This window comes from Sporosarcina sp. NCCP-2716, assembly GCF_023707985.1.
Lineage (GTDB): Bacteria > Bacillota > Bacilli > Bacillales_A > Planococcaceae > Sporosarcina.
Genome location: NZ_BRCF01000003.1, coordinates 253,860 through 276,087 on the forward strand (window position 1 = coordinate 253,860; position 22,228 = coordinate 276,087).

The 22,228-nt window shown below is 45.2% G+C and carries 20 protein-coding genes; 7 read left to right on the forward strand and 13 right to left on the reverse strand.

Annotation, left to right across the window (positions count from 1 at the left end):
- Nucleotides 1-64: 64 nt before the first annotated feature.
- Both NFU03_RS06955 and NFU03_RS06960 read right to left on the reverse strand, forming a co-directional pair.
- Nucleotides 65-1,111: a hypothetical protein gene (locus NFU03_RS06955; RefSeq protein WP_251637329.1), complete on the reverse strand. Its 1,047-nt coding sequence runs from the start codon at nt 1,109-1,111 to the stop codon at nt 65-67.
- A 168-nt stretch (nt 1,112-1,279) separates the two neighbouring features.
- Nucleotides 1,280-2,125, reverse strand: coding sequence for a pyridoxamine kinase (locus NFU03_RS06960; RefSeq protein ID WP_251637330.1), 846 nt, complete (start codon nt 2,123-2,125; stop codon nt 1,280-1,282).
- 203 nt (nt 2,126-2,328) lie between these two features.
- On the opposite strand from NFU03_RS06960, the gene NFU03_RS06965 reads away from it, so the two are divergent.
- On the forward strand, nt 2,329-2,880 hold the full coding sequence (locus NFU03_RS06965) for an ECF transporter S component (RefSeq protein WP_251637332.1): 552 nt from the start codon (nt 2,329-2,331) through the stop codon (nt 2,878-2,880).
- A 57-nt stretch (nt 2,881-2,937) separates the two neighbouring features.
- On the opposite strand, the gene NFU03_RS06970 is transcribed toward NFU03_RS06965, so the two are convergent.
- Complete coding sequence (locus tag NFU03_RS06970; protein ID WP_251637333.1) at nt 2,938-3,870, reverse strand: NADP-dependent oxidoreductase; 933 nt, start codon at nt 3,868-3,870, stop codon at nt 2,938-2,940.
- Nucleotides 3,871-4,124: 254 nt separating this feature from the next.
- Entirely contained in the window at nt 4,125-5,702 is a 1,578-nt protein-coding gene (locus tag NFU03_RS06975; RefSeq protein ID WP_251637334.1) for an S-layer homology domain-containing protein, read from the reverse strand.
- Between the two features lie 324 nt (nt 5,703-6,026).
- Between NFU03_RS06975 and NFU03_RS06980 the strand changes: the two genes are divergently transcribed.
- Together NFU03_RS06980 and NFU03_RS06985 are read left to right on the forward strand one after the other, a co-directional pair.
- A complete protein-coding gene (locus NFU03_RS06980) occupies nt 6,027-6,809 on the forward strand; it encodes an arylamine N-acetyltransferase family protein (RefSeq protein ID WP_251637335.1) in 783 nt (260 codons plus the stop codon).
- 134 nt (nt 6,810-6,943) lie between these two features.
- Complete coding sequence (locus tag NFU03_RS06985) at nt 6,944-7,372, forward strand: HEAT repeat domain-containing protein (RefSeq protein ID WP_251637336.1); 429 nt, start codon at nt 6,944-6,946, stop codon at nt 7,370-7,372.
- 106 nt (nt 7,373-7,478) lie between these two features.
- Here NFU03_RS06985 and NFU03_RS06990 read toward each other — a convergent pair whose 3' ends face one another.
- Entirely contained in the window at nt 7,479-8,285 is an 807-nt protein-coding gene (locus NFU03_RS06990) for an aldo/keto reductase family protein (protein WP_251637337.1), read from the reverse strand.
- Nucleotides 8,286-8,483: 198 nt separating this feature from the next.
- Between NFU03_RS06990 and NFU03_RS06995 the strand changes: the two genes are divergently transcribed.
- Nucleotides 8,484-9,332 carry an aldo/keto reductase gene (locus tag NFU03_RS06995; protein WP_251637338.1) on the forward strand — a complete coding sequence of 283 codons (849 nt, stop codon included), beginning with the start codon at nt 8,484-8,486 and terminating at the stop codon, nt 9,330-9,332.
- 104 nt (nt 9,333-9,436) lie between these two features.
- Here NFU03_RS06995 and NFU03_RS07000 read toward each other — a convergent pair whose 3' ends face one another.
- Nucleotides 9,437-11,491, reverse strand: coding sequence for a transglycosylase domain-containing protein (locus NFU03_RS07000; protein ID WP_251637339.1), 2,055 nt, complete (start codon nt 11,489-11,491; stop codon nt 9,437-9,439).
- Between the two features lie 299 nt (nt 11,492-11,790).
- On the reverse strand, nt 11,791-12,414 hold the full coding sequence (locus NFU03_RS07005; protein ID WP_285835428.1) for an AIM24 family protein: 624 nt from the start codon (nt 12,412-12,414) through the stop codon (nt 11,791-11,793).
- 330 nt (nt 12,415-12,744) lie between these two features.
- Here NFU03_RS07005 and NFU03_RS07010 point away from each other — a divergent pair, with 330 nt between their 5' ends.
- Both NFU03_RS07010 and NFU03_RS07015 read left to right on the forward strand, forming a co-directional pair.
- Complete coding sequence (locus NFU03_RS07010) at nt 12,745-13,596, forward strand: DegV family protein (protein WP_251637343.1); 852 nt, start codon at nt 12,745-12,747, stop codon at nt 13,594-13,596.
- 407 nt (nt 13,597-14,003) lie between these two features.
- Nucleotides 14,004-14,636 carry a BA5345 family protein gene (locus NFU03_RS07015; protein WP_251637345.1) on the forward strand — a complete coding sequence of 211 codons (633 nt, stop codon included), beginning with the start codon at nt 14,004-14,006 and terminating at the stop codon, nt 14,634-14,636.
- A gap of 263 nt (nt 14,637-14,899) precedes the next feature.
- On the opposite strand, the gene NFU03_RS07020 is transcribed toward NFU03_RS07015, so the two are convergent.
- The 5 genes from NFU03_RS07020 to NFU03_RS07040 all read right to left on the reverse strand — a co-directional run bounded on the left by NFU03_RS07020 (nt 14,900) and on the right by NFU03_RS07040 (nt 20,790).
- Nucleotides 14,900-15,370, reverse strand: a complete 471-nt coding sequence (locus NFU03_RS07020; RefSeq protein ID WP_251637347.1) for an AIM24 family protein — start codon at nt 15,368-15,370, stop codon at nt 14,900-14,902.
- Nucleotides 15,371-15,410: 40 nt separating this feature from the next.
- On the reverse strand, nt 15,411-15,626 hold the full coding sequence (locus tag NFU03_RS07025; RefSeq protein ID WP_251637349.1) for a hypothetical protein: 216 nt from the start codon (nt 15,624-15,626) through the stop codon (nt 15,411-15,413).
- Between the two features lie 57 nt (nt 15,627-15,683).
- The gene (locus tag NFU03_RS07030; RefSeq protein ID WP_251637350.1) at nt 15,684-16,394 is read right to left on the reverse strand and encodes a hypothetical protein; all 711 of its coding nucleotides are present in this window, start codon (nt 16,392-16,394) and stop codon (nt 15,684-15,686) included.
- Between the two features lie 428 nt (nt 16,395-16,822).
- Nucleotides 16,823-18,049, reverse strand: coding sequence for a GIY-YIG nuclease family protein (locus NFU03_RS07035; RefSeq protein WP_251637352.1), 1,227 nt, complete (start codon nt 18,047-18,049; stop codon nt 16,823-16,825).
- 815 nt (nt 18,050-18,864) lie between these two features.
- A complete protein-coding gene (locus tag NFU03_RS07040) occupies nt 18,865-20,790 on the reverse strand; it encodes a DUF2075 domain-containing protein (RefSeq protein WP_251637354.1) in 1,926 nt (641 codons plus the stop codon).
- Nucleotides 20,791-21,049: 259 nt separating this feature from the next.
- On the opposite strand from NFU03_RS07040, the gene NFU03_RS07045 reads away from it, so the two are divergent.
- On the forward strand, nt 21,050-21,478 hold the full coding sequence (locus NFU03_RS07045) for a hypothetical protein (RefSeq protein WP_251637356.1): 429 nt from the start codon (nt 21,050-21,052) through the stop codon (nt 21,476-21,478).
- Nucleotides 21,479-21,651: 173 nt separating this feature from the next.
- Here NFU03_RS07045 and NFU03_RS07050 read toward each other — a convergent pair whose 3' ends face one another.
- Complete coding sequence (locus NFU03_RS07050) at nt 21,652-21,990, reverse strand: four-helix bundle copper-binding protein (RefSeq protein WP_251637358.1); 339 nt, start codon at nt 21,988-21,990, stop codon at nt 21,652-21,654.
- Between the last annotated feature and the right edge of the window lie 238 nt (nt 21,991-22,228).

The following is a 22,228-nucleotide window of genomic DNA, read 5'->3' on the forward strand; positions in this document are numbered from 1 at the left end:
TAATAAAAAAGGTTTGTTCCTGTCCAGTGAGTAGGGCTTGAATTAATTTTGTTCCTAATTCAGTTTACTGCACAATATATTTTGTATTCTTTTTGAGTACTCCAATGTCTTGAACAACAAAATTTTCAACTTCACTAATGCTAATTAACGTTGTATCATTTCCAAAAGTCATTTCCTCCTCATTAATTTTCTTGCACAAAAATGTGTCATTATAGACTCCAACCGCTACAAATAAGTTTTTTTCTTTTTCAATAATTATATATTTCTCTTGTATTTTAGAAGTATTATATCCAATAACGTAAGCAACTAATATTGATGCTAAGATCATTCCTATACTAACTAATATGAATTTCTCACGTTTTATCAGCCATTTATTTATCACTATTAATATAATAGGTATTACGAACAAATAAATGTATATAGTTTGTCCTCGTGAAAATAATATTGAACCAACAATAGAAATAACCACAAGTAACAATGCGAAAAAAATAATAATATAAATTATATCTTTCAACACTTTTTTCTTAACCCTCTTAATTCTTCGCTTGTTCTCTTGTATAAAGCTTTTACTAATCTCTCTCTCTTTAGTTGCGTTCGCTAATTCCGATATGTTATTCTCAATCCTTCGTTTCATATCATTAACTCGCTCTTTTAAATTCTGGCTTTCTACTCCATTTCTAGGATCAAATTCTTGTATATCTTTTTCAATCACTAATAATTCTTCTAGTTGTTCTTGTAGTTCTATCTCCAACTTAAGTGAGTTGTCATCATTGTCCCTTAACTCTTTTTCAATCATATTTAGATTCTTACTACTAGACTTTATTTCAGTGTTGATCTTCTTATAACTGATATAATTTAAACTTTCATTTTTAAATTTAAAATGCGATTTTAGTTCTGCAACTAGTCCAAAAACCAAATTAAAAATACTAGGAATCACCAGAACCATTGTGTAAAAGATGTCCTTAATATTAACTTCTACAAACTCTGAAGGAATATCATAAAAAGAAAACTTTCCTTTAAAGTATATAAATGTTAAACAATAACTCATACCTACCAACAAACTAATAATTACAGCAAAGTCTAACTTAGTTAGTAGATCTTTTGCATTCATGGTACCAACCTCGTTTTTTGTAAGTTGTTAGTTCATTATTAAATCGATATATATCTAATTTGAAATAGCAAGAGATTTTTCATTCAAGTTAGTAATACCATTTTGTTCGACAAAATATATTCAATGATAATATATTAATATTACACTTTTCCTAACAAAAATTAATAGTCACAATAGCATCTTCAAATAAGATTCAAAGTTCACCCCGGCGACTGTCGGAATCCTTTCTTCTGACGTCGCCTGGATGGCTGCCGACAAAAACGCTTCCGCAAGTTCCCTGGTCTCCGACATCTCCTGACCGCGCATCATTCCGCCCATCATAACAGAGGCGAACAGGTCGCCCGTACCGGAATAACTCTTGCCATTGTATTCCTGAAGGCTGTGGACCGAGTGGGCGCCTTCGATGTACAGATTGCCGACGAGCCTAGTACCCTCAAGGGCCGGCGGATTCAATCCGGTAATGATGACCTTGGCGTGATTCGCTGCCTGCAGCTTCCGGCCCGCCTCTTCAACGGCGGCCAAGTAATCCTCTTTCGTCCGATACGTCTGCAGCTTGTCATACGGCAGACCTGTCAGCAAACAGCATTCGGTCACGTTCGGTGTCACGACGTCTGCGCGCGACACCAGCTCCTTCATATAGCTGATCAATCCACTCGTGAACACGTCATACATTTCTCCCCTGTCGCCCATGACCGGGTCCACTAGAAGCATCGTCTCTTCCTCATAAAACGTATGTAAAAACGTAAAAATATTTTCAATTTGCTCTTTCCCTGTCACGAAGCCTGTGTGAATTCCATCGAAGGATGCCCCCAGCTTGCTCCATTCATCTGTAAAATGATTCATCTTCGACGTCAGATCTTCGCAGTAATAGCTCGGGTATTCCGTCTGCGACGTCAAAATGGCCGTCGGCAGCGGGACGGCCTGCACCCCCATGACAGATAGAACCGGAATGGCCGCCGCGAGCGAACACTTCCCGAAGGACGACATATCCTGGATGACCGCAACTTTTTTCAATGGAACTCCCACCTAACATATCGGTACTTTCGATATCCCCATCGTACCATAACAAAGCGAAAGCAAGAATAGTGAAAATCTCAATTTCTTCCTCCTTCAACTGACCCCTAACATTTTAACCTAACTGGCACTTCCATAATGGTCAGCCATTGAGTAAACTAAAAACTACCAACATTCGATAACGTCAGGGGATGAAACTACATATGCAAACGATACACCACCAAACACCGGCTCAAACGCGAACAAAAACGATGGATCTGGTGCTCACAGCCATTTTGTCAGCAATTGTTTTAGTGTCCACCGTCTTCATTAACATCAAACTTCCGATCGGACAAGGCGGCCTCATCCACCTCGGGACAGGTGCGCTCTTCATCGCCGCCATTCTGTTCGGTCCAAAAAAGGGCGCACTCGCCGGCGCGATCGGCATGGGCCTGTTCGATATATTCGGCGGCTGGATCATCTGGGCACCGACAACGATCATCGCCCGCTTCCTGCAAGGCTACATCGTCGGAAAAATCGCCTGGTCGAACGGCCGCAGGGGTGACAGTGTGAAACTGAACATCCTGGCAGCCGTCGCCTCCACCCCCGTCATGCTCGCCGTGTATTATATCGGGCAAGCGATCATGTACAACAACTGGGTGGCGCCGCTCGCCTCCATCCCAGGGGATCTGATCCAGAGCGTTGTCGGTATGCTGATTGCGATTCCGCTTTGCCTGACATTGAAGAAGACACCATTCTTCCGGAATAAATCCTGATGAAAAAAGCAGCGAAGACAGCCACTCGGCTAATCTTTGCTGCTTTTTAATCGTGTCTTAACGGATCGTAATTACAATTTTGCCTTTCGCATGGTGTGTTGCACTCAGATCGTGCGCTTCACGTAAACCGTTTTCTGTCAACGGGAATGTATGGCCGATGTGCGGTTTCACTTTCCCGTCTTCCATGAGTTGTCCGAGTTCTGCGAGTTGTTTTCCATTCGGATTCAGCCACAATGATTCCGCGGTAATCCCCTTCGCTTTCGCTTTCTCTGCATTCGGCTCACCTGCAATGGAAACGAGGCGTCCGCCTTTTTTCACGACGTCCAAGCTCTTCTCCAGGATGTCGCCGCCCATGGTGTCCACGACCAAGTCAACGTCCTTCACAACATCTGCAAAATCAGTCGTCTTGTAATCGATGAATTCATCCACACCGAGCTCTTTCAGAAATGCCTCATTCTTGCTGCTTGCCGTGGAATACACGTAAGCACCAAAGCTTTTGGCAATCTGGATGGCATAACTGCCGACGCCGCCAGACCCGGCATGGATAAGCACCTTGTCCCCTTTCTTCACGTGTCCGAAGTCGACCACGCACTGCCAGGCCGTCAAACCGGCCAGCGGTACGGAGGCAGCCTCTTCAAAGCTGAGATGCTCCGGCTTCAGCGCCACCAAGTCTTCGTCAACCGCCACATACTCACTGTACGTGCCGTTTTCCATAGCAGGACGCGCAAAGACAGCATCCCCCTTTTTGAACCGGGTGACCTGGCTTCCCACCTCACTGACGACACCCGCGGCATCCCAGCCCAGTATTAATGGAAAGTCAAAAGGCATCGCGTCTTTCATGTAGCCCTCCCGCACTTTCCAGTCGATCGGATTGATGGACGTCGCATGCATTTCAATCAGCACTTGATCGTCTTTGATCTCCGGTATCGGCAGGTCCTTCTCCACCAGCTGATCCGATCCGCCATATTGCTCGATCACGATTGCTTTCATGTCAGACACTCTCCTTTAGATGATGGCTCGCACATATTCATGTTGAATCGATTTCCAATCATCTATACCCGGAATGGGTGGTTTGACACACAGTCCCAGGACAACGGGCGCCGTCTATTTCCGGTCGATTTCCCTTGTCAGTAACAATTGGAACTTCCCAAAACGTTTATTTTAGAAGAAGCAGCAAAGAAAAGCCGGTTGGCTGTTCTCTGCTGCTTTCCATGATGACGATTCAATTCACCTTACCATCCGGTTCATTGCTGGAAGGATTCCAGAAGAACCGTTTCCTGTTTCGCACCTTCGTATTTGAATTTGGTAATTGCGTACAATTCCCGTGTATCTTCTAAAAAGAACAGCCGGTCCACTTTGCCGTACGCCTGCACGGACGCATGGGCATCCAGCGCACGGTTGGCATAAACAGAGATCTTCTCGGTATCATCTGCAAGATAAAATTCGTTTCCAACAGCACTGAACGCCATCGTTGTGAATGGATTAGCCAGTTTGCCGAGCGGGGCTAAATCCTCGGATGGGTCTGTGCTCAACGCATAGACCGTGCCATCCCCGTTATACATCACTTGCCCGTCAGGCGTCATTTGAGTATAGCCTCTCAGTTTCATCGTATCAAAGAATCTCTTGTCCACCGGCGCTGATTCGAGTTTGCCGTCGATGAGCGTGAATGGACGGATGGTGCCGGTGTAATGGGAGGTTGTCACAGCATACAATCGATCTTGTGCAGGGGTCAGTTCGATCAGCTGCTGCGTAGGCACATTGACGAACGACAGTTTTTCACCCGTCCGCCAGTTGTATGTCTGGATCTCCGCATCACTTCCCTGGTCTGAGCCTGATGAAATGATGAGCGTGTCCCCGTCTGCGACCGCAATGTCATATGGATCAATCGAGACGTTCACCTCTTTCAGGAGCGACAAGTCCTCTGCCTTATATACATTGACGATCCCTTTTTGCGTCTTCATGAAGTTGTATGGACTTCTTTCCTGAGTCAGCTGGGTAACGAACAGATTGCCATTTTTCTCGACAATCGTTGCAGCCGGATGCTTCAAGCCGACCACTTTCTTGTCGCCCGTCACAAGGTTCAGAAGAACAAGTGATTTCGGATTACCGACCAAGTAGTAGACGACCGGCTCGCCTGGTGCTTGCACGGCATCCACGATGGAGGACTCCATGGCCACGTCCATCACAGCATGCGAAGAGGCGCCAGTCGACGGACGGAACACCGGCTTCATGATGCGTGCGAGGAATGCGGAAAACTGAGCACGGTCAATGGACTGTGTAGGTTTAAAAGTGCCGTCATTGTAGCCGACCGTAATGTTGTTCGACGCTAACGCGGAGATCGAAGGAGCTGCCCACGATTTTGCAGAGACATCTCTGAATCCCGGTGCATACTCACCTTTCAATTTAAATGCACTTGCGATAACTTTCGCCATTTCAGCACGTGTGATCGCGCCGCTCGGGTCGAAGCGTGTGCTGGTTTTTCCGTTAATGATCCCCGCCTCTGTGGCCACGGCGATTTCCAGATACCCAAATGATTTTGGACTGACATCGTGAAACCCCGGATCTTTCGTGAGTCCCGCCCATTCAGACATGCCGATTGCACGCATGATCATGACGACTGCCTGCGCCCGTGTAAGATTAGCAGATGGCCGGAACGTGCCATCCGGATAGCCGCTGATGACCCCCGCCTCCGTCAGATACTCAATTTCTTTCTTGAAGCTTGAAACATCTTTAAAGCCTGCAGCTTCGGCGGATCCGGCAGAAACCATCACCACAGTGAAACTGATTGCAAAAGCGATCAGGGTATGTACAATTTTATTCAATTCATTCTTCCTCTCTCTCCAACTAAATTAATTATATTGAGAAGGACAGCCTGCCGCTTGTATCCATTCACCTATCTTTTATATGTATATATAACTGATTTCTGCACGATGTTCTTTTAAGATTGCCGACAAGTAAGACCTACTTAATCATACCCTCTCACATATTGACGCCGCACAACACCTCTCCAAACGTAAAATAGGTGATTTTGTGTATAATAAAGTAAGAAGTTCAATACATTAATATGATAAATCGACGAATCAACTATTTATATATGTAGAATCTCTCTAAATGATGACTTATTAAACGGAAGGATGAATCACCTCATGCCAAACCAAACCATCGACCAGCTGAACCTGACAGGGTCCGTCTTAGAACAGATCAGCCAAGTCCAGCAATGGTTCGCCCGGCAATTCGAATTCGAGAACCTCGACGTCCTGCTCGGCAGCGAAGAACCGATCACCGAGCAGTACTTGCGGGACAAAATGCTGAAACAAGGACGCGGCGGCCTGTGCTATGAACTGAACGGCCTGCTGTATCTCGTACTCCGAGATCTAGGAATTCCCGTCCAGCTCGCCGCAGCCACCATCTGGGTACAGCCACGCGAAAGCTACGCCCTCGACCGCACACATGTCATCAACCTGCTCGACCACAACGGCACCCTTTACCTCATCGACAGCGGCTTCGGCAGCAATCTCGTCATGCAGCCGGTCGCATTGGACGGTGAACCCGTCACTTCACCTGCCGGCACCTTCCGCTTCCTCAGCGAAACGACCGAGAAAGGGACGATGGTGTTCGAACAACAGACGAAAGATGGCTGGGAACGCCGGTATGGCCTGTATCCTGATGAGATCGAGTGGTCGCATCTCGACACCGTCAAACAGCAGATCCACCACAGTCCGGAGTCGTCGTTCAACAAAGCGCTGCTCATTGCGAAAGTGACGGAGGATGGCACGTATTCGATCAATGATGAACGGTATCATCGGAAGGGCAAGAATGGAGAAGAGACATTGCGGTTCAATGATAAAAGGGAGCTGTTGAAGCAGGTCAGGCAGCATGCAGCGCCTGCTGTTTACGAGACGGTTGAACGCTATATGGATACGAAGTGACCTGAACCGTGTCAGCATCGTTTGATGAACTCATCATCACACAATAAACCCTCGCCATTATTCCCCGGACAACGTACAATGAGTAAGGCAGAAGACGAAGCTATTTCCAACCATTACAAAAGAGGTGCAATCACTTGAAAATATTTGAAACAACATTACCCGAGCAGTACGAGACATTGAAAAAACAGGCCAATTATACGTCCAGCTGGCGCGAACGCTTACAGGCAGTCGAAGAATTATCTGCGTATCAACATGAAAAAGTCATAGATCTGCTGAAAAACCGCATGCAGCATGATACGCTGTACACCGTGCAGTCAGCCGCCTACGAAGCACTGGCAGCGTTTGGTGAGGACGTCGAGAAACCGTCGCCTGCCCGTTTTGACATTATCAAAAACACGGACAAGATTTTTCTGCGAGTGAAAAAAAGCTTACCGAAGGACCATACAGTGGCAGACTTTGCAGATAAGCTAAAGCGTATGCGGTTGGACGTCTATGATGCGTATGAAGGCGACAAAGGCGAACAATTCATGGCCTGGTTAGAAGAACGCTGGGCAAAACTGTAACGAATAGTTGTGCGATTCATCAGGAAAAGCCATCCGCTCCGCTTTCATGGAGTGAATGGCTTTTTCTATTCGTATAGAACTGTCAGCTGTACTTTGAATACGCCTTTTACAACCTGCTAATCCGTTCACGATCGTTTTCAGTGAGGGCAAAGTCGAAAATAGCTAAACTTTGTGCTTGGCGCTCTTTATTATGTGACTTCGGAATGACGATCACATTGCGCTCAATGTTGTACCGCAAAACCACTTGTGCGAACGTTTTCCCGTACTGTTTTCCGATTTCCTCTAATGTCTGCTTCGCCTGTTCATCGATTCCGCCGAGTGGCGACCATGCGACAGTAGCAATATCATTTTTCGTATTGTATTCAATCAACGCTTCATTCCAAGTGCCGACCTGTGATTTTATTTGATTCACTGCCGGTCGCACAGCGGCACCGTCAAGAAGTGCATCGAGGTGTTCTTCCTTGAAGTTTGAAACGCCAATCTCCTTAAAGACACCGCGATTATAATAGTCTTCTAAAATCCGCCACGCCTCCAGCATTTCAGCTGGATTATCCCACGGATTATGCAGAAGGAACAGATCGATCGTATCGGTTTGCAGTTTCTCCAGACTCTTTTCAATTTCAATATGCGCCCAATCCGCACCCGCATACCCTTCGAATGTATTCAGCTTCGTCGTAATGAAGAATTCCTCACGTGGTATTGACGACTTTGCAATCCCCTGTCCAAGCACTTCTTCATTGTTATACACTTGAGCCGTATCAAAATGACGGTACCCGTTTTCAATCGCCCAGTCGACTTCCTGCGTATCTCCCCGTAACGCACCACGATACTCGTTTCCTTCTTTTCCGTACGTATTGGTGCCGCTGCCGATAATCGGAATTTCGATGCCATTATTCAATGTAATCGTCTCCAAGGGAACCCCTCCTCTACTGTAGTTTTAATCTTACGCATTCCGAAGTACTGCTGCAATTTATTTGTCCGATAATTCGAATTAAAATCCGTTCGAGGCCTTGTACAACCGAAGCTCTCCAGGACGTTTGGCAGTTCCCATAAAGGGAAAATGAGAGAAAGGAGTATCAGATGAATTAATTTGTAAAGGAGCATGATAAAAATGAATACGATGCACTTACACCGATTAAACGACGGTACGAGCCTTCCGTCCATCGGCTTCGGAACGGTGAATATCAACGGAGCAAAAGGAGTCACTTCTGTTTTATCCGCCATTGAAGCGGGATATCGACTCATTGACACGTCGACGAACTACTACAACGAAGGGATGGTCGGAGAAGCGATCCGGCGGTCATCTGTCCCGAGAGAAGAACTGATGATCAGCTCCAAACTCCCCGGCCATTCCCATGAGTACGACAAAGCGATCCTCATGATCCAAGAATCACTGTACCGTCTCGGACTTGACTACTTTGACAAGTATTTGATCCATTGGCCTCTTCCGAAGCGAGGTAAATATGAAGAGGCATGGCAGGCGCTCGTCGATGCACAGAAATTCGGACTGATCAAGACGATCGGCGTCTCGAATTTCTTACCGGAACACCTCGAGCGGATTATTGAAATAACAGGCGTGACACCGGCAACGAACCAAATCGAGCGCCATCCGTATTTCAATAACAATGAATTGGTGGCGTACAATAAAAGCCAGGGCATTCTAACCGAAGCCTGGAGTCCTTTAGGCCGCGAAATCAATGATGTGCTGACAAACGATACCATTGTCTCAATCGCTGAGAAATATGACAAAGAACCCGCGCAGATCATCATCCGGTGGAACCAGCAAAATGGTGTCTTACCGATCGTAAAATCATCGTCCTACAACCATCAAAAAGCAAATCTTGAGACCTTCGATTTTGGTCTGAGTGACGAAGATATCCAGACAATCGATTCCTTGGATAAAGGCGAAGCGGGACGGGTCGAGGGGCAGCACCCGAACGAGTATGAAGAATTTGAGTAATGAAATGGAAAAGACGTCTTCCTTCCGCCAATATATGCGGCGAACAGAAGACGTCTTTTCATGCATCATCACCTTTATTTTACCGACGCACCAACCGTGCCGTATCACTCGCTAAACCACTTCTGCCCCCACTCCTCGATGCTCTCCCAGAACCCTTTTCCCTTCTCGTCCTTCTCTTTTTTCTTCTCTTCCTTTTTCTTTTCCTTCTTTGTCTTCTTCTCCTGCTTCTTCAAGTCTTTGATGTCATCGTCAATCAATGACAACTCAAATTCCTTCGCAGACAATTCGCTCGCGGATCGGGACACAACCTTCGCGAAGATGGGCGGTGCGGTCGCGCTGCTGGTCGAGGTCAAATAATGGTCAGCGTCTGTCTTATCATATCCGAGCCATACCGCACCGGCGATATCAGGTGTATAGCCGACGAACCAGTGATCTTTGGACCCTGTCACGCCGTCAATCGGCAGCTGTGTCGTGCCCGTCTTCCCCGCGACGTCCATTCCGGAAATGCGGGCGTTGTGTCCGGTCCCTTCCTCGACAGCCCCCCGCAGCATATACGTCATCTGCTCGGCAACTTCCGGCTCCGTCACCTTCACGGACTCTCCGTGCCACGTCCCGAGCACGTTGCCATCCGCATCTTTGATTTCGGTGATCGCGTGGGCTTCCTGCATGACGCCGCCATTTGCAAACGCGGAAAACGCCTGCGCCATCCGCAACGGGGACGTCCCTTTGTCCAGCCCGCCAAGCGCCAGGCCAAGCACCCGGTCATTTTTCGTCAGCGGGATCCCGAACCGCTCCACCGCATCCACGCCGGCCTGGATGCCGATCTGATCCAGCAGCCAGACGGGCGGAACGTTATACGAATTCACAAGCGCATTGTACAGGGTCACGTGCCCTCGATATTGCTGATCGATGTTGGTCGGGGCATACCCGCCTATATCGATCGGTTCATCCGTAAGCAGATCCGACATGTGATAGCCGTCCTCCAGCGCCGGCGTATAGACGGCAAGCGGCTTCAGCGCAGAACCGGGCTGTCGGAGGAGATCGGTCGCATTATTGAAGCGTCCCTGCGTATACTCCCCTCTCCCGCCGATCAATCCGAGGATCCCGCCTGTTTTCGGATCTACGAAAACTGAAGCACTCTGCAACAGCTGATCTTTGGGGCTCTGTGGGAAGTTTTCATCATCCGCATACACGTCTTCGAGCGCATCCTGGACGACCGGATTGATGGCCGTCGTAATATGCAGACCGCCCGACAGTACTTCATCTTTCTCCAGCCCATACCTAGTCACCGCCTCGTCCACGACACGATCGATATAATAGGGATAGTTCATTTCCCCATGCGGCACGGTCGATTCAGACAGTACCAGCTTCTGTGCGATCGCTTCGTCATACTCCGCCTGATTGATGAACTGTTCCTTCAGCATCAGCGACAGCACGAGATTACGCCGCGCCACCGACTTGTCCAAGTTCTTTCTGGGCGATAAATTAGACGGCGCTTTGAGGAGCCCGGCCAGCGTCGCCGATTCGCTCAGCGTCAGCTCGCTCACATCTTTGCCGAAATACGTCTGGGCCGCACGCTGGACACCCCACGCCCCGTCGCCGAAGTAGATGTAGTTCAAGTACCGTTCCAGGATCTCCTCTTTCGAAAACGTCCGCTCAATCTTCTTGGCGAGGATCAGCTCCTTGAGTTTCCGGGAGTACGTACGGTCCTGCGTCAAAAACACATTTTTCGCAAGCTGCTGCGTAATCGTACTGCCGCCTGATAGGATCTTCCCTTTGAGCGCATTCTCGGCCAACGCACGCCCCATCCTCAAATAATTGATACCGCCATGTTTGTAGAACCGCTGATCTTCCACGGCAACGACTGCGTTAAGGAGCGACTTCGGAATCTGATCAATCGAGACCCCTTCGATTTTCGAGTTCGACACCTTACGAATCACATTGCCGTCCGGATCGTAAATGACCGTCGACCGCGGTGCCGGCTTGTCGAGTTCGCTGACATCGCTGAAGGCAATGAACAGATTCAGGACAAGCACGGCACAAAGGGCAGCGAGCACCGCACCGATAATTGTGGAACGGATCACCCGTTTCTTCAGGCTGCTTTTCTGTTTATCTGCTTTCATCTGTTTCTTATATTGTTTGTATTCGGATCTTCTCATAGTAGGTTACCTGCTTTTTTACTGTGGAGTTTTGTCATACTGTGGAGCATAGTATTGACGAGGATGGGTGTTTGGAGGTTGCGAGGTTCAAATTTCACGGCATTTTCGCACGAGCGACCAAATAAAAATACCTGTGCGGGAAACAAACGTGAATGTTTGTTACTCGCACAGGCACCAATCATTGTTCGAATAGTGTTTAACGTTTTTGACACACAGGGCAACATCACGATCGCTGCACACTTTCACACTTGTAAACGGAACAAACAAACTAACGCTTTTGGAGGGAATTCGTAAAGTGCTTATTGGAGAAATGGCGCCATTAATACTTTTCCTGTTCCGCGGTAGACATTCACCAATCCCTCGCCGGAAGCTGCGGAACCCAAAAGTGTTTTGCCAGAGCGCTCGACAGTGAATTCCAAACTGCCGGACCAGGCAATCGCCATATTTCCATCAATTTTCAACTCATCATTGTCCAACTCGATTTCGATCAGTTCCTCTCTTGAAATCAAGGATTCCAGCGCAATCGTCCCTCGTCCGGTCAAGCCAAGATTGAAAAGACCTTCACCGCCTAATGTGGCAGATGAAAGAGTGGAGCGCACTACAGCCTTATGTTTGAGTCCTGAATCACAAGCTAAAAAGAGTCCGTCTTCAATGACAAGTGACTCATTCCAGTCCGCAACATCCAATAGCAAAATATGCTTAAACGTAGGTTCCAAAACAAGTGTGCCGGTTCCCGTATATTCAGGTTTGATGGCCGATTCTTTAGTCATTTTGCCTCGAATCGTTTTTCCGATAAAGTCCCCTACCCCTTTAAGCCCTGTCGTCGCTTTTACATCCCCTGCCATCCATTGCATCGCCCCTGCCTGAATCGTAATATTGGACTGACCGACATTGCAAACCAGCTGTCTTCGTCTCACATTCATCTCAGACGCAAAATAGGCGGATTGGGCACTTGCGCGATCGGTGCTTAGTTCTCTTTGAAATTCTACTACTTTAAATGGGCCGAGCTCTTCTTTGACTTTTACATTCGCATTGTCTTCAAAATTCCTGATTGTAATAATAATGATCGCCCGCTTTCAGATTTATCTTACTAGAATCATACCATTTAAAAGCTTTAAAACAATATGCGGTTGTTTGGACTTTTACACTTTGTTTTCATGGCAAATTTAATAATCCCCTACTCCTACCCGCATATCCTGTATAGTGAAATTACATCCAATACCTCATAAAATACAAACCGGAGGCGACACACAGTGAAAAAAATCATCCTAACAACCGAAAGCGGTGCCGATCTGCCCGAACTTCTGGCGAAGAAACACAACATTCACGTAGTACCGATGCACGTCATTATGAATGGAACGGACTATCTAGACGGTCAGTTGCCTGTTGAGGACATCTTTAATTTCTATGAGCGCACGAAAAAGATTCCTTCCACCGCTGCGACGAATACGCACGAGTACCAGGAGTTTTTCAAAACGATCCGGATGAAGTTTCCTGATAGTGTCATCGTTCATGTAGGCTACACATCCAAAGCGTCTGTTTCCTATCAAAACGCACTGACGGCTGCAGAAGATGTGGAGGATATATATTTACTTGATGCGTTGAATGTCACGGGCGGATTGGCTGCGGTTGTTATGTATGCGGCTGCCCTGCTCGAGGAAGAGCCTGACATCGATCCTGTACGTCTGGTGGAGAGGGTCGAGGCAAAGGTTCAAAAGTCACGACTGGCATTCCTTCCCGGCAGCCTGGACTTTCTGCGGGCCGGCGGACGGGTCAGTAATATGGCGTATCTTGGCGGTGCGTTGCTGAAGATCAAGCCCTGTATTGAATTGGTGGACGGTAAGCTTATGTCGACCAGAAAATACCGCGGGAAAATGGAAAAGGTCGCTGAAAGCTTGTTTGATGATTATCTACAGCAATACAACATTGACAGACAGCAGATCTATTTCATCTATTCAATCGGGCTGAGTGAGACGATCAAACAACGGATTGACGAGATTGCACTGCAACAAGGATTCAAAAATAGTTTGTGGATTGAAGCGGGCGCGATGATCTCGACGCATTCCGGCCCTAGCGGATTTGGTATTGCGGGGCTGGAAGTGTGAGGAACTGCTTCAGCGTGAATTGTTTGACGCGCAGGTTACCAAACAATTAAGGCCATATGTGTGCAGCAGATGGGCGCCGAGGCAAAAGCATACCAACGCGCCCAGCAAGCCTTCCCTCATTCGTCGTTTTACCAATTTGCCTTCAAAGTGCGGTATGAACTTGTTTCTCACACAGGCACTTACAATAGTTATATCACCAGACTTCGCTGTCGAATACAGATTTGTCACTAGGTTGCCCAGACGAGCTATCGCTTCACTGTTTGGATGTCCGTATGAGTTGTCTTCTCCATACGAAAGAATAGTACCGTAAGGTTTTAGACGTAATTGTTTGGCGCACAGGTCGCCATACAATTGTAGAAATGGTATGATTAATAGAAAGAAAATAACAATGATCGGAATTGATGAACGTGAACTTTGAAGCCAAATACGTTATTCGCTGGGGCATCCCAGGATGGGTGTTAATATTTTGGTTGCTTTATGGAGTGGTGTTCATTAAAGGTATCAACCCGTTAGATTCAGGACTAATTGATATTACAAAAGGAGCCACGTTGCTAATATCTCTCGCTGCAATCGGTGTTCCTATTGGATATTTAATGCATCAAATTTATTTTGGTATACTTTGGTCGCTTAATAAAAAAAGAAAATACGAAGATATGATTAGTGAGATTGGAGAAAATTTTCCCAAAGGAAGTAATTGGGGAGAAGACAATATTAAAAATTATTTTCAATTAGAATATGTATGGCATTCATTTCTGCTGAGCAAAGTGAAAGAGTCTAGAGAGTATATTGAAGGAAGATATAGGCACATGCTTGGAACAATTCATGGTCTTGGCACATTGCTTGTGTGTTCAGCCTTATCAGCAATTGGGTTTACCATAATATCTATTGGTACTTCCATTGATTTAATCACCAATCCCTTCTTTTGGATTGGATTGACGTTTCAATTAGCGATATTTTTATCAGCAGTTGTAAATTACAATTATTTCTCCCACAATCTAAGAGCATTTCAAACCAAAATGTTGAAAGAATATTTTAAATGAGTATCCATCAAGATATTTTAATATTTTATTTTAATTAGGTTTAGTACGAGGCAATAATAAATATTCATCTATATAATCGAGTAGGAGGGGGTGATTACCCCCCCCCCGACCTCTCACACCATCGTACGTAGCGTTCGGTATACGGCGGTTCAATCAAGATGAGTACAGCAAAATGTTTCTCCCACAGGCACCCATCACTTGAATGTTTTTAACATAGAAACCCACCACTAAACCCGTTCGGTTAGAGGGAAATCCTAACCTGACTATACAAGAAACGGTGCCATTAAGACTTTGCCTGTTCCGCGATAGACATTCACCAATCCCTCGCCGGAAGCTGCAGAACCTAAAAGTGTTTTGCCCGAGCGCTCGACAGTGAAATCTAAACTGCCCGACCAAGCAATCGCCATATTCCCATCGATTTTCAACTCATCATTGTCCAACTCGATTTCGATAAGTTCCTCTCTCAAAATGGTGGATTCCAGGGCAATCGTTCCTCCTCCGGTCACTCCTAGATTGAAAAGACCTTCACCGCCTAATGTGGCAGATGAAAGAGTAGAACGCACCCCAGCCTTATGTTTGAGTCCTGAATCACAAGCTAAAAAGAGTCCGTCTTCTATGACAAGTGACTCATTCCAGTCACCAACATCCAATAACAAAATATGCTTAAACGTCTGTTCCAACACAAGTGTGCCGGTTCCCGTATATTCAGGTTTGATGGCCGATTCTTTGGTCATTTTGCCCCGAATCGTTTTCCCGATAAAGTCGCCTACCCCTTTAAAGCCCCGTCGTCGCTTTTACATCCCCTGCCATCCATTGCATCGCCCCTGCCTGAATCGTAATGTTGGACTGACCGACATCGCAAACCAGCTGTCGTCTTCTCACATTCATTTCAGACGCAAAATATGCGGATTGAGCACTTGCGCGATCAGTGCTCAGTTCTCTTTGAAATTCAACTACTTTAAATGGGCCGAGCTCTTCTTTGACTTTCACATTCGGGTTGTCTTCAAAATTTCGGATTGTAAATATAATAACCGCCCGCTTTCTGATCTACTTTGTTTTCGGCGACACACTATTGCTCGACGCACAGGTCACCAAACAACTATTTAGCATATCAATATTCGTGTTAATAACTAGATCAATGAGTACTTCTCGCATTTGAACATCGCTATATTCAATCATGCTTTTCATTTCTTCCAATGTGAAAACATTTAACAATCCACTATTAAAGTGTCTAATATTTCTTAAATTATTTAATGCAATATCATAACCTTCTACTTCTGTACTAATAGCTAAATATGCATATTCGACAGCAGCTGAGTGAATAATATTTTCAAAGCTTGGACTGACATTTACATTTGCCTTCATACTAACTTCTTTAATATAACATAATAAATAAAATATAATCCTAAATTCCAATACTTTCTCTTGATCAGAATCAAAATGATCCAAATATTCACGAACTGAGTACGTAGATATCTCGGCTTGAATTACCGGACTTAGTATACCTATATCACCTTGCATTTTATTTATTATATTTTGTAAATGTATATCCTGTTCCCAACTTTCCAAATTACCTTTATTAGAGCTATATAAAACTAACAATATATCATTTAAATAATTTGTTATTAAAAGTCTTTGTACACTTTTCAACTCATTAATTTCTTCTCTTCTGATTGTTAAGTGATTACTAAATATTTGAGAACAAATAGCCGCTATCAAAGCTACTGATGCAGTTATTATAGCTGGTATGTAGCTCACTTATTCACCTCGCACTGTTTGACACACAGGTCACCACACAAAGTCGACTACCATTTTTAAGCCCTGTCGTCGCTTTTACATCTCCTGCTATCCATTTCGCCCTTGCCTGAATCGCAATGTTGGATTGTCGAAAATCGCAAACCAGCTGTCGTCTTCTCCCATTCATTACAGACGCAAAATTTGCAGATTGGGCACTTGCGCAATCGGTGCCTAATTCTCTTTAAAATTCGACTACTTTAAACGGTCCGAGCTCCTCTTTGACTTTTACATACGAATCGTCTTCAAAATTCCTATTTGTAAATATAATGATCGCCCGTCTTCTGTTATGCTATTTTTAATATTCTTTTGAATATAGGTAATTAAACAAAAATGTCCCTTATTGATACACACTAAATGTGGAGTCGGCTTTAAACATCAGAACTATAAATTTACTCTACAGACATTTTACTTAACAATTCGTTGGTACGTATATTAATGCAAAAAATCACATGCTCTATATATTCTTTTCTATTATGAGTATATACAGGGAAACAACGGTTTTCTTCTACATTTTCTACGAATTGTTCACTTTTCATGTAAAGACCTTTCTCGGAGAATCGAGGATTCCCAAAATATAAATAATTATCTACAACATTGTTAATACTCATTTTTGTTTTTCCTACATATACAAGGAGTTTCAAATCTTCATCACTTTTAGGAAAGTAGTATAGTTGACGTTCGACTGGATTCCATTTCTTTTCGAATACAGTAAACATGGCATTAAAGTTTGAAAAGAAGTCTTCCAAATGAAATAATATTTCTTCGTCCATAGATCGTTTTGTATTTTCCTGTCTAGCTATTTTATTACTTAAAAAGTCTAAAAGCACTGGGTATTCCCAATTAGCATAATTTATACTGGGAATTGAATTGTCACTAGCTTCATTTAGTCTATGACAAATCAATCCATATAGATAAATAAAGTTTTCTTCATTAACCTCCATCTTTTTTATATTTTTTTCAAAATGGTCCCAATACTTTTTACTGTTCGATAGGTTTTGATACCTTCCGTTTATAGCTGACAATCCTGCAAGAAGAACTAAGCAACTATTGTCTCCTGCTTTTGCTCCTTTCTTCAAATAATCGAAAGCATTCTTTTCGCTTTTGTTTCCGCCATGTCCATAGTAATTCATCATAGCAAGCCAACGGTTGGATTTAACCACTCCTAAATTACACGCTTTACTAAAAATTTCTTTCGCCTCAAAATGATCCTCGATACAATCGCCAAGTCCTAAATAACTTGAAATTGCTTGTTGTAATAGTTTTGCACCATTCTCTTCTCGAGTATCATCTATATCATCAATCAGTTCTGGATTAGTTACTGTTTCTAGTTCTTCTGTTTCTAGTTCTTCTTTTTTTAGTTCTAAAATTAGTTGAATAATATCATTTAATGGAGTTGTGAAAAACTCTCTGTTATTAGATAGACGATTATTTTTAGCAGTTAAGATTGAATGTATTTGCTGTTCGGCTTTATGGCAATCTTTGAAAGGCTGCTGAAAAATCAATGTAAATGGAGTAGGAATACCCGTTGATGCCGAAAGTTCACTAAGACGTATAAATGGGTCCCGTGTTGTTTTACCGATTTTATGGATTCCAGGCATTGCCGGGTTTTCTAGCACGTATATATATCCCTTCATTTTTATCACTCCGATCTGTTATATTACCAATAAATACATCTGTTCAGGATTTCTTTTGACAGGTTTAGCATGGTTTTAAAGATAGCTACGTTTTACATTATATACACGCGTAACTCATTGTTTTATAGGAATCATTCACTAGAAAATATTCGATTGTCTTTTTTAACACACTATTCTAGCAAAGACTTTTTACGTAAAAATCTTTTGATTCAATTGACGAGGTGCATGAATATGACATTCAAGATAGTGGTATTAGTCGCTTCACCGATGTAGGATTCTTCATCTCACAAGTATTCGGAGATATTTGTAGCTTTGTCCTTGCTTTGATTGTAGGCATAATAAACACCTTTAAACATAAATGGAAATGAAATCAAACAATTAAATAGTTAGTCGTTTTGTAATTATATTTAATAACTTATAGCCCCTCTTCCCTCTCTTGATTCCTCTTTAAGTGAAGATTTTAGTTTGAATTAGACATCTGTGTAGTCTTCGAGAGTCTTCACTTGTTTCTGAAGAATAACTAATACTTCCATTTTAGCAATGTGATTAACATACTTAATAGCTTTGTATCTAAAGCATATTTCAGTCCCTTAACACATTGACGAACGTTACACGCCGTTCGAGCGGAGAATTTATCTTCAGATTTAACTTAATTACACACAGCTAGTTGCATTTTTTGATGCACGGTAACTAACTGTCCAACTCCGTGCTCTCCGAATGAGGAAATGTATAGTTCGTTTTTTTCATATACTTAAAAAGCCTTTCTCCAACCGTTTTATGACCCTTGAATACCGCGCTTAGTATCCTCTCTTCTCATCCACCAAATACAAATCCTTTTCCCGCTTCCTCCGATACATCGTCACCCTCGCAAGCCGTTCCTTCAAATAACTTTGCAGCTCAGGATCCGTGCAATAGACTAAGCAGCCTTTCTGTCCGCGAGTCATGAGTGTACGGTACGTGTTCCGGATGAGCGGATCGGCGAGTTGCCTTGCTTTGTCAGGATCTTCTTTGGCGATTTTCTTAATCCCCTTGAGCGATTGGTCTGTTTTAGCGCGCTTGGTATGGTCAGTATTAATGTGCCCGTTTTCCATCCGCAAGTCGTCGCCGATGATGACACCGACATAGTCAAATTCCAGCCCTTGCGCAGTGTGGATGCAGCCTGCTTCACGGACGGAAGTGTTTTCAATGGCCCAGGTATTCTCGATATTCCAGCTGATGCCGAAATCGTGCTCCGGTAAAGTGATGTCGAGATGTTCGACGTCCAGCCGGTTATTCTTCGGCCACTCCCAGCAGTATCCCGCCATCATGCGCGATTTGTTGTTCCGTTCATTGAGCTTTTCAATATCCGCCAGCATGACATTCGGGTCATCGTAGACCTTGAAATTATAATCCATCCCCATGTCGTTGACATTCGCTGTATCGCGGATGCCCAGCACATCATCGAGCCAGGCGATGTAGCCGTCGGAGCCATCGCACCGGAACTGGGAGACGAGCTGCCGTTTAATGACTTGGGCGCCATATTCCTCAGCAAACTTCTCAATTGTTTCCGTACTGCCGATATCACTGAGCGTCACTTTCTGATTTTCATCGATAAAGAAGATCGTGAATTGGGAAGCCTTGATAAGCTCCTTCACCTGATTTTCGCCTTTGTTCTGGAACATCCCGGATTTCTCGTTAAGACGGTGGGCTTCATCGATAATCAGGACATCGAACTCATTGAGGTCCGACTCCGTGAAACTTCCGGATCCCTTGAACAGGTTATCGATATGGGACTTCTTGAAATCCTTCTTTAGCTTTGTCGAGTAGATGTTGCGCGGAGCCGCATTTTTCGTGACGTACATCGTTGTCTTATCATTTGCAATCAGATTCACCAGCAGATTGATGGCCAGTACGGATTTTCCGGTGCCCGGACCGCCTTCAACTACCATTACCTGCTTTGTCCTTGTGCGAACACTTTCAAGCGCCAGCTGGAGTGCTTCTTCGTAGAACACTTTCTGGTCATCGATCATGACAAACTCTTCATTGCCCTTCAGCATAGCATTCAGCGTATCCTGCAGCGATTTGGACGGCCTGATTTTGCCGTTTTCAATCTGATAGATCAGACGGTTCTGGTCACCTTTGCGTATATAGTTTTTGATGAAAGCCCGCAGCTTTTGGATTTCTCCCTTAGCAAAGATCGGCGCACGCTCCATATGGAATTCATAATGAGAGTCTGTCAGCGGGTCATTTTCTGTTTTTCTGTAATTGTGCAAGTACGCGCATGGTTTCAGGCTGATCTGCTGTTTCTGCACGTTTTCATTGAAGTCTTCGATCAAAGCCGCATAGGACCATGCTTGGTAGGATGGATGGACAAGCTCACGTTTGCCGCCGCCGACATACGTGCGAACCACTGCATCCCGGGTGGGAACTTTCTCGACTTCCTCCCATTGTTTCAGCTCCACGATGACGACGTGGTCCTGATTGCCGTCATTGCCGGCTACGAGGAAATCTACCCGTTTTGAAGTGTTCGGTATGTTGAACTCAATGGCGACCGCTGCATCTTCCGGAATTCCATCATCCTGCATGACGTTAGACATCTTCTGCAGGGAGTTTTCCCAAGAACGGATTTCCGCCTTGCTCGTCCTGCCGATCTTCTGCTGATAGGAATTATAGAGCCGATCGATCAGCAGCTCATTCACCACGTCTCCGACAAACTGCTCTTTTGTCGATTCATAGATAATCATGGACTCACCCGCTTCGTACAGTTTTCACTAGCTATCCACATCTTACCAATGATTTGAGGAAGTCACAATGGACTATTCGATTTTTTGCGTCTATTGTCGGTAATTGCGTTGTTCCCTTCCTTCTAACATTTTCGGCCTGCCACTTGCAGACCGGTCATATGCTATACTGGGCTTAACTATTATCGGAAACACTCGGTCAGGTACCCAGGGTAAGCAGCCGTCTTGAGGGGCTGCATCATTCTGGAGAGGAGGGGCTCGCATGAGTGAGGAATTGGCGGTCATGCTGAAGACGGTGCTGGACAGTTCGCTGCAGCCGATCCATGAGCGGCTGGATCGGATGGATGGGCGGTTCGACGTCATCGAGAAGGATCTTGCTGAGGTTAAGAAAGATGTTGCTGGACTGAAGACAGATATGACTGCTGTTAAAGAGGATATTTCTCTTATGAAGGGAGATATCTCCAAGCTGCAAACTGACATGTCCAGTGTTAAGAAAGATATCGCTGTTCTGCAGACCGACATGTCCAGCGTGAAGGAAGATATCGCCAGCCTGCAGACCGATATGTCCAGTGTGAAGGAAGATATCGCCAGTCTGCAGACTGACATGACGGACGTGAAGACGTCCATCAAGATCCTGCTGGACGGACAGCGGGGAATGCGGAAGGAAGTTACGCAGCGGTTCAACGAGTAGCGGAACGTGACGAAGCGTATGACATTGGATATCAATTATTTGGTCCATAAGGTGACGGATCACGATTTACTTTTCCATGAAATGCAGACAGACTATCGAGGTCAGCAGGGGTAACCACAACTAAAAACCGGATCCGCCGCCAGCACGGCAGTGGATCCGGTTTTTTGTTCATTTCAAGTGATCGCATACGCCACGGCTTTCCGGCAGGTTTCCGCACACTTCTTGCACGCTTCGGCACAGCGCTTGCAATGGTCGTGGTCGTGCTGGCCGCATTCGCTGCCGCACTGCTCGCAGACATCCGCACACAGCTGAAGGATCTGCTTGGTGAACGGGCTGTTGCGGGTGATCGCCTGGACGGCGTAGGCGCAGATGTCGGCGCATTCGCGGTCGAGACGGATGCATCCGGCCATCATCTTGACGTCTTCTTCGTTAAGGCAGGCATCAAAGCAGTTGTTGCATGCAGAAATGCATTCGGTGAGGGCGGTCAGGGCTTCTTTGTAGTTGGGGTTCATGGGATCTCCTCCTGTTTTGGATATTGTTTATCAGTTATCTCTTCCCGTCCGACCGGAAATAAAACGCTGCCGTTGACGCCGAGCGTTTATTCCAAGGTCCCCCACCTAGTAGTCATCCATCAGCATAAATAGTTGACATCCTATACTAAATCGCTATATTCTAGTGAGAGTACTCATGGGTTTTATAGAGAACCGATGGGTCAATATTGAGCAGGCCAACAGCTGCCTGTCTCGGGAA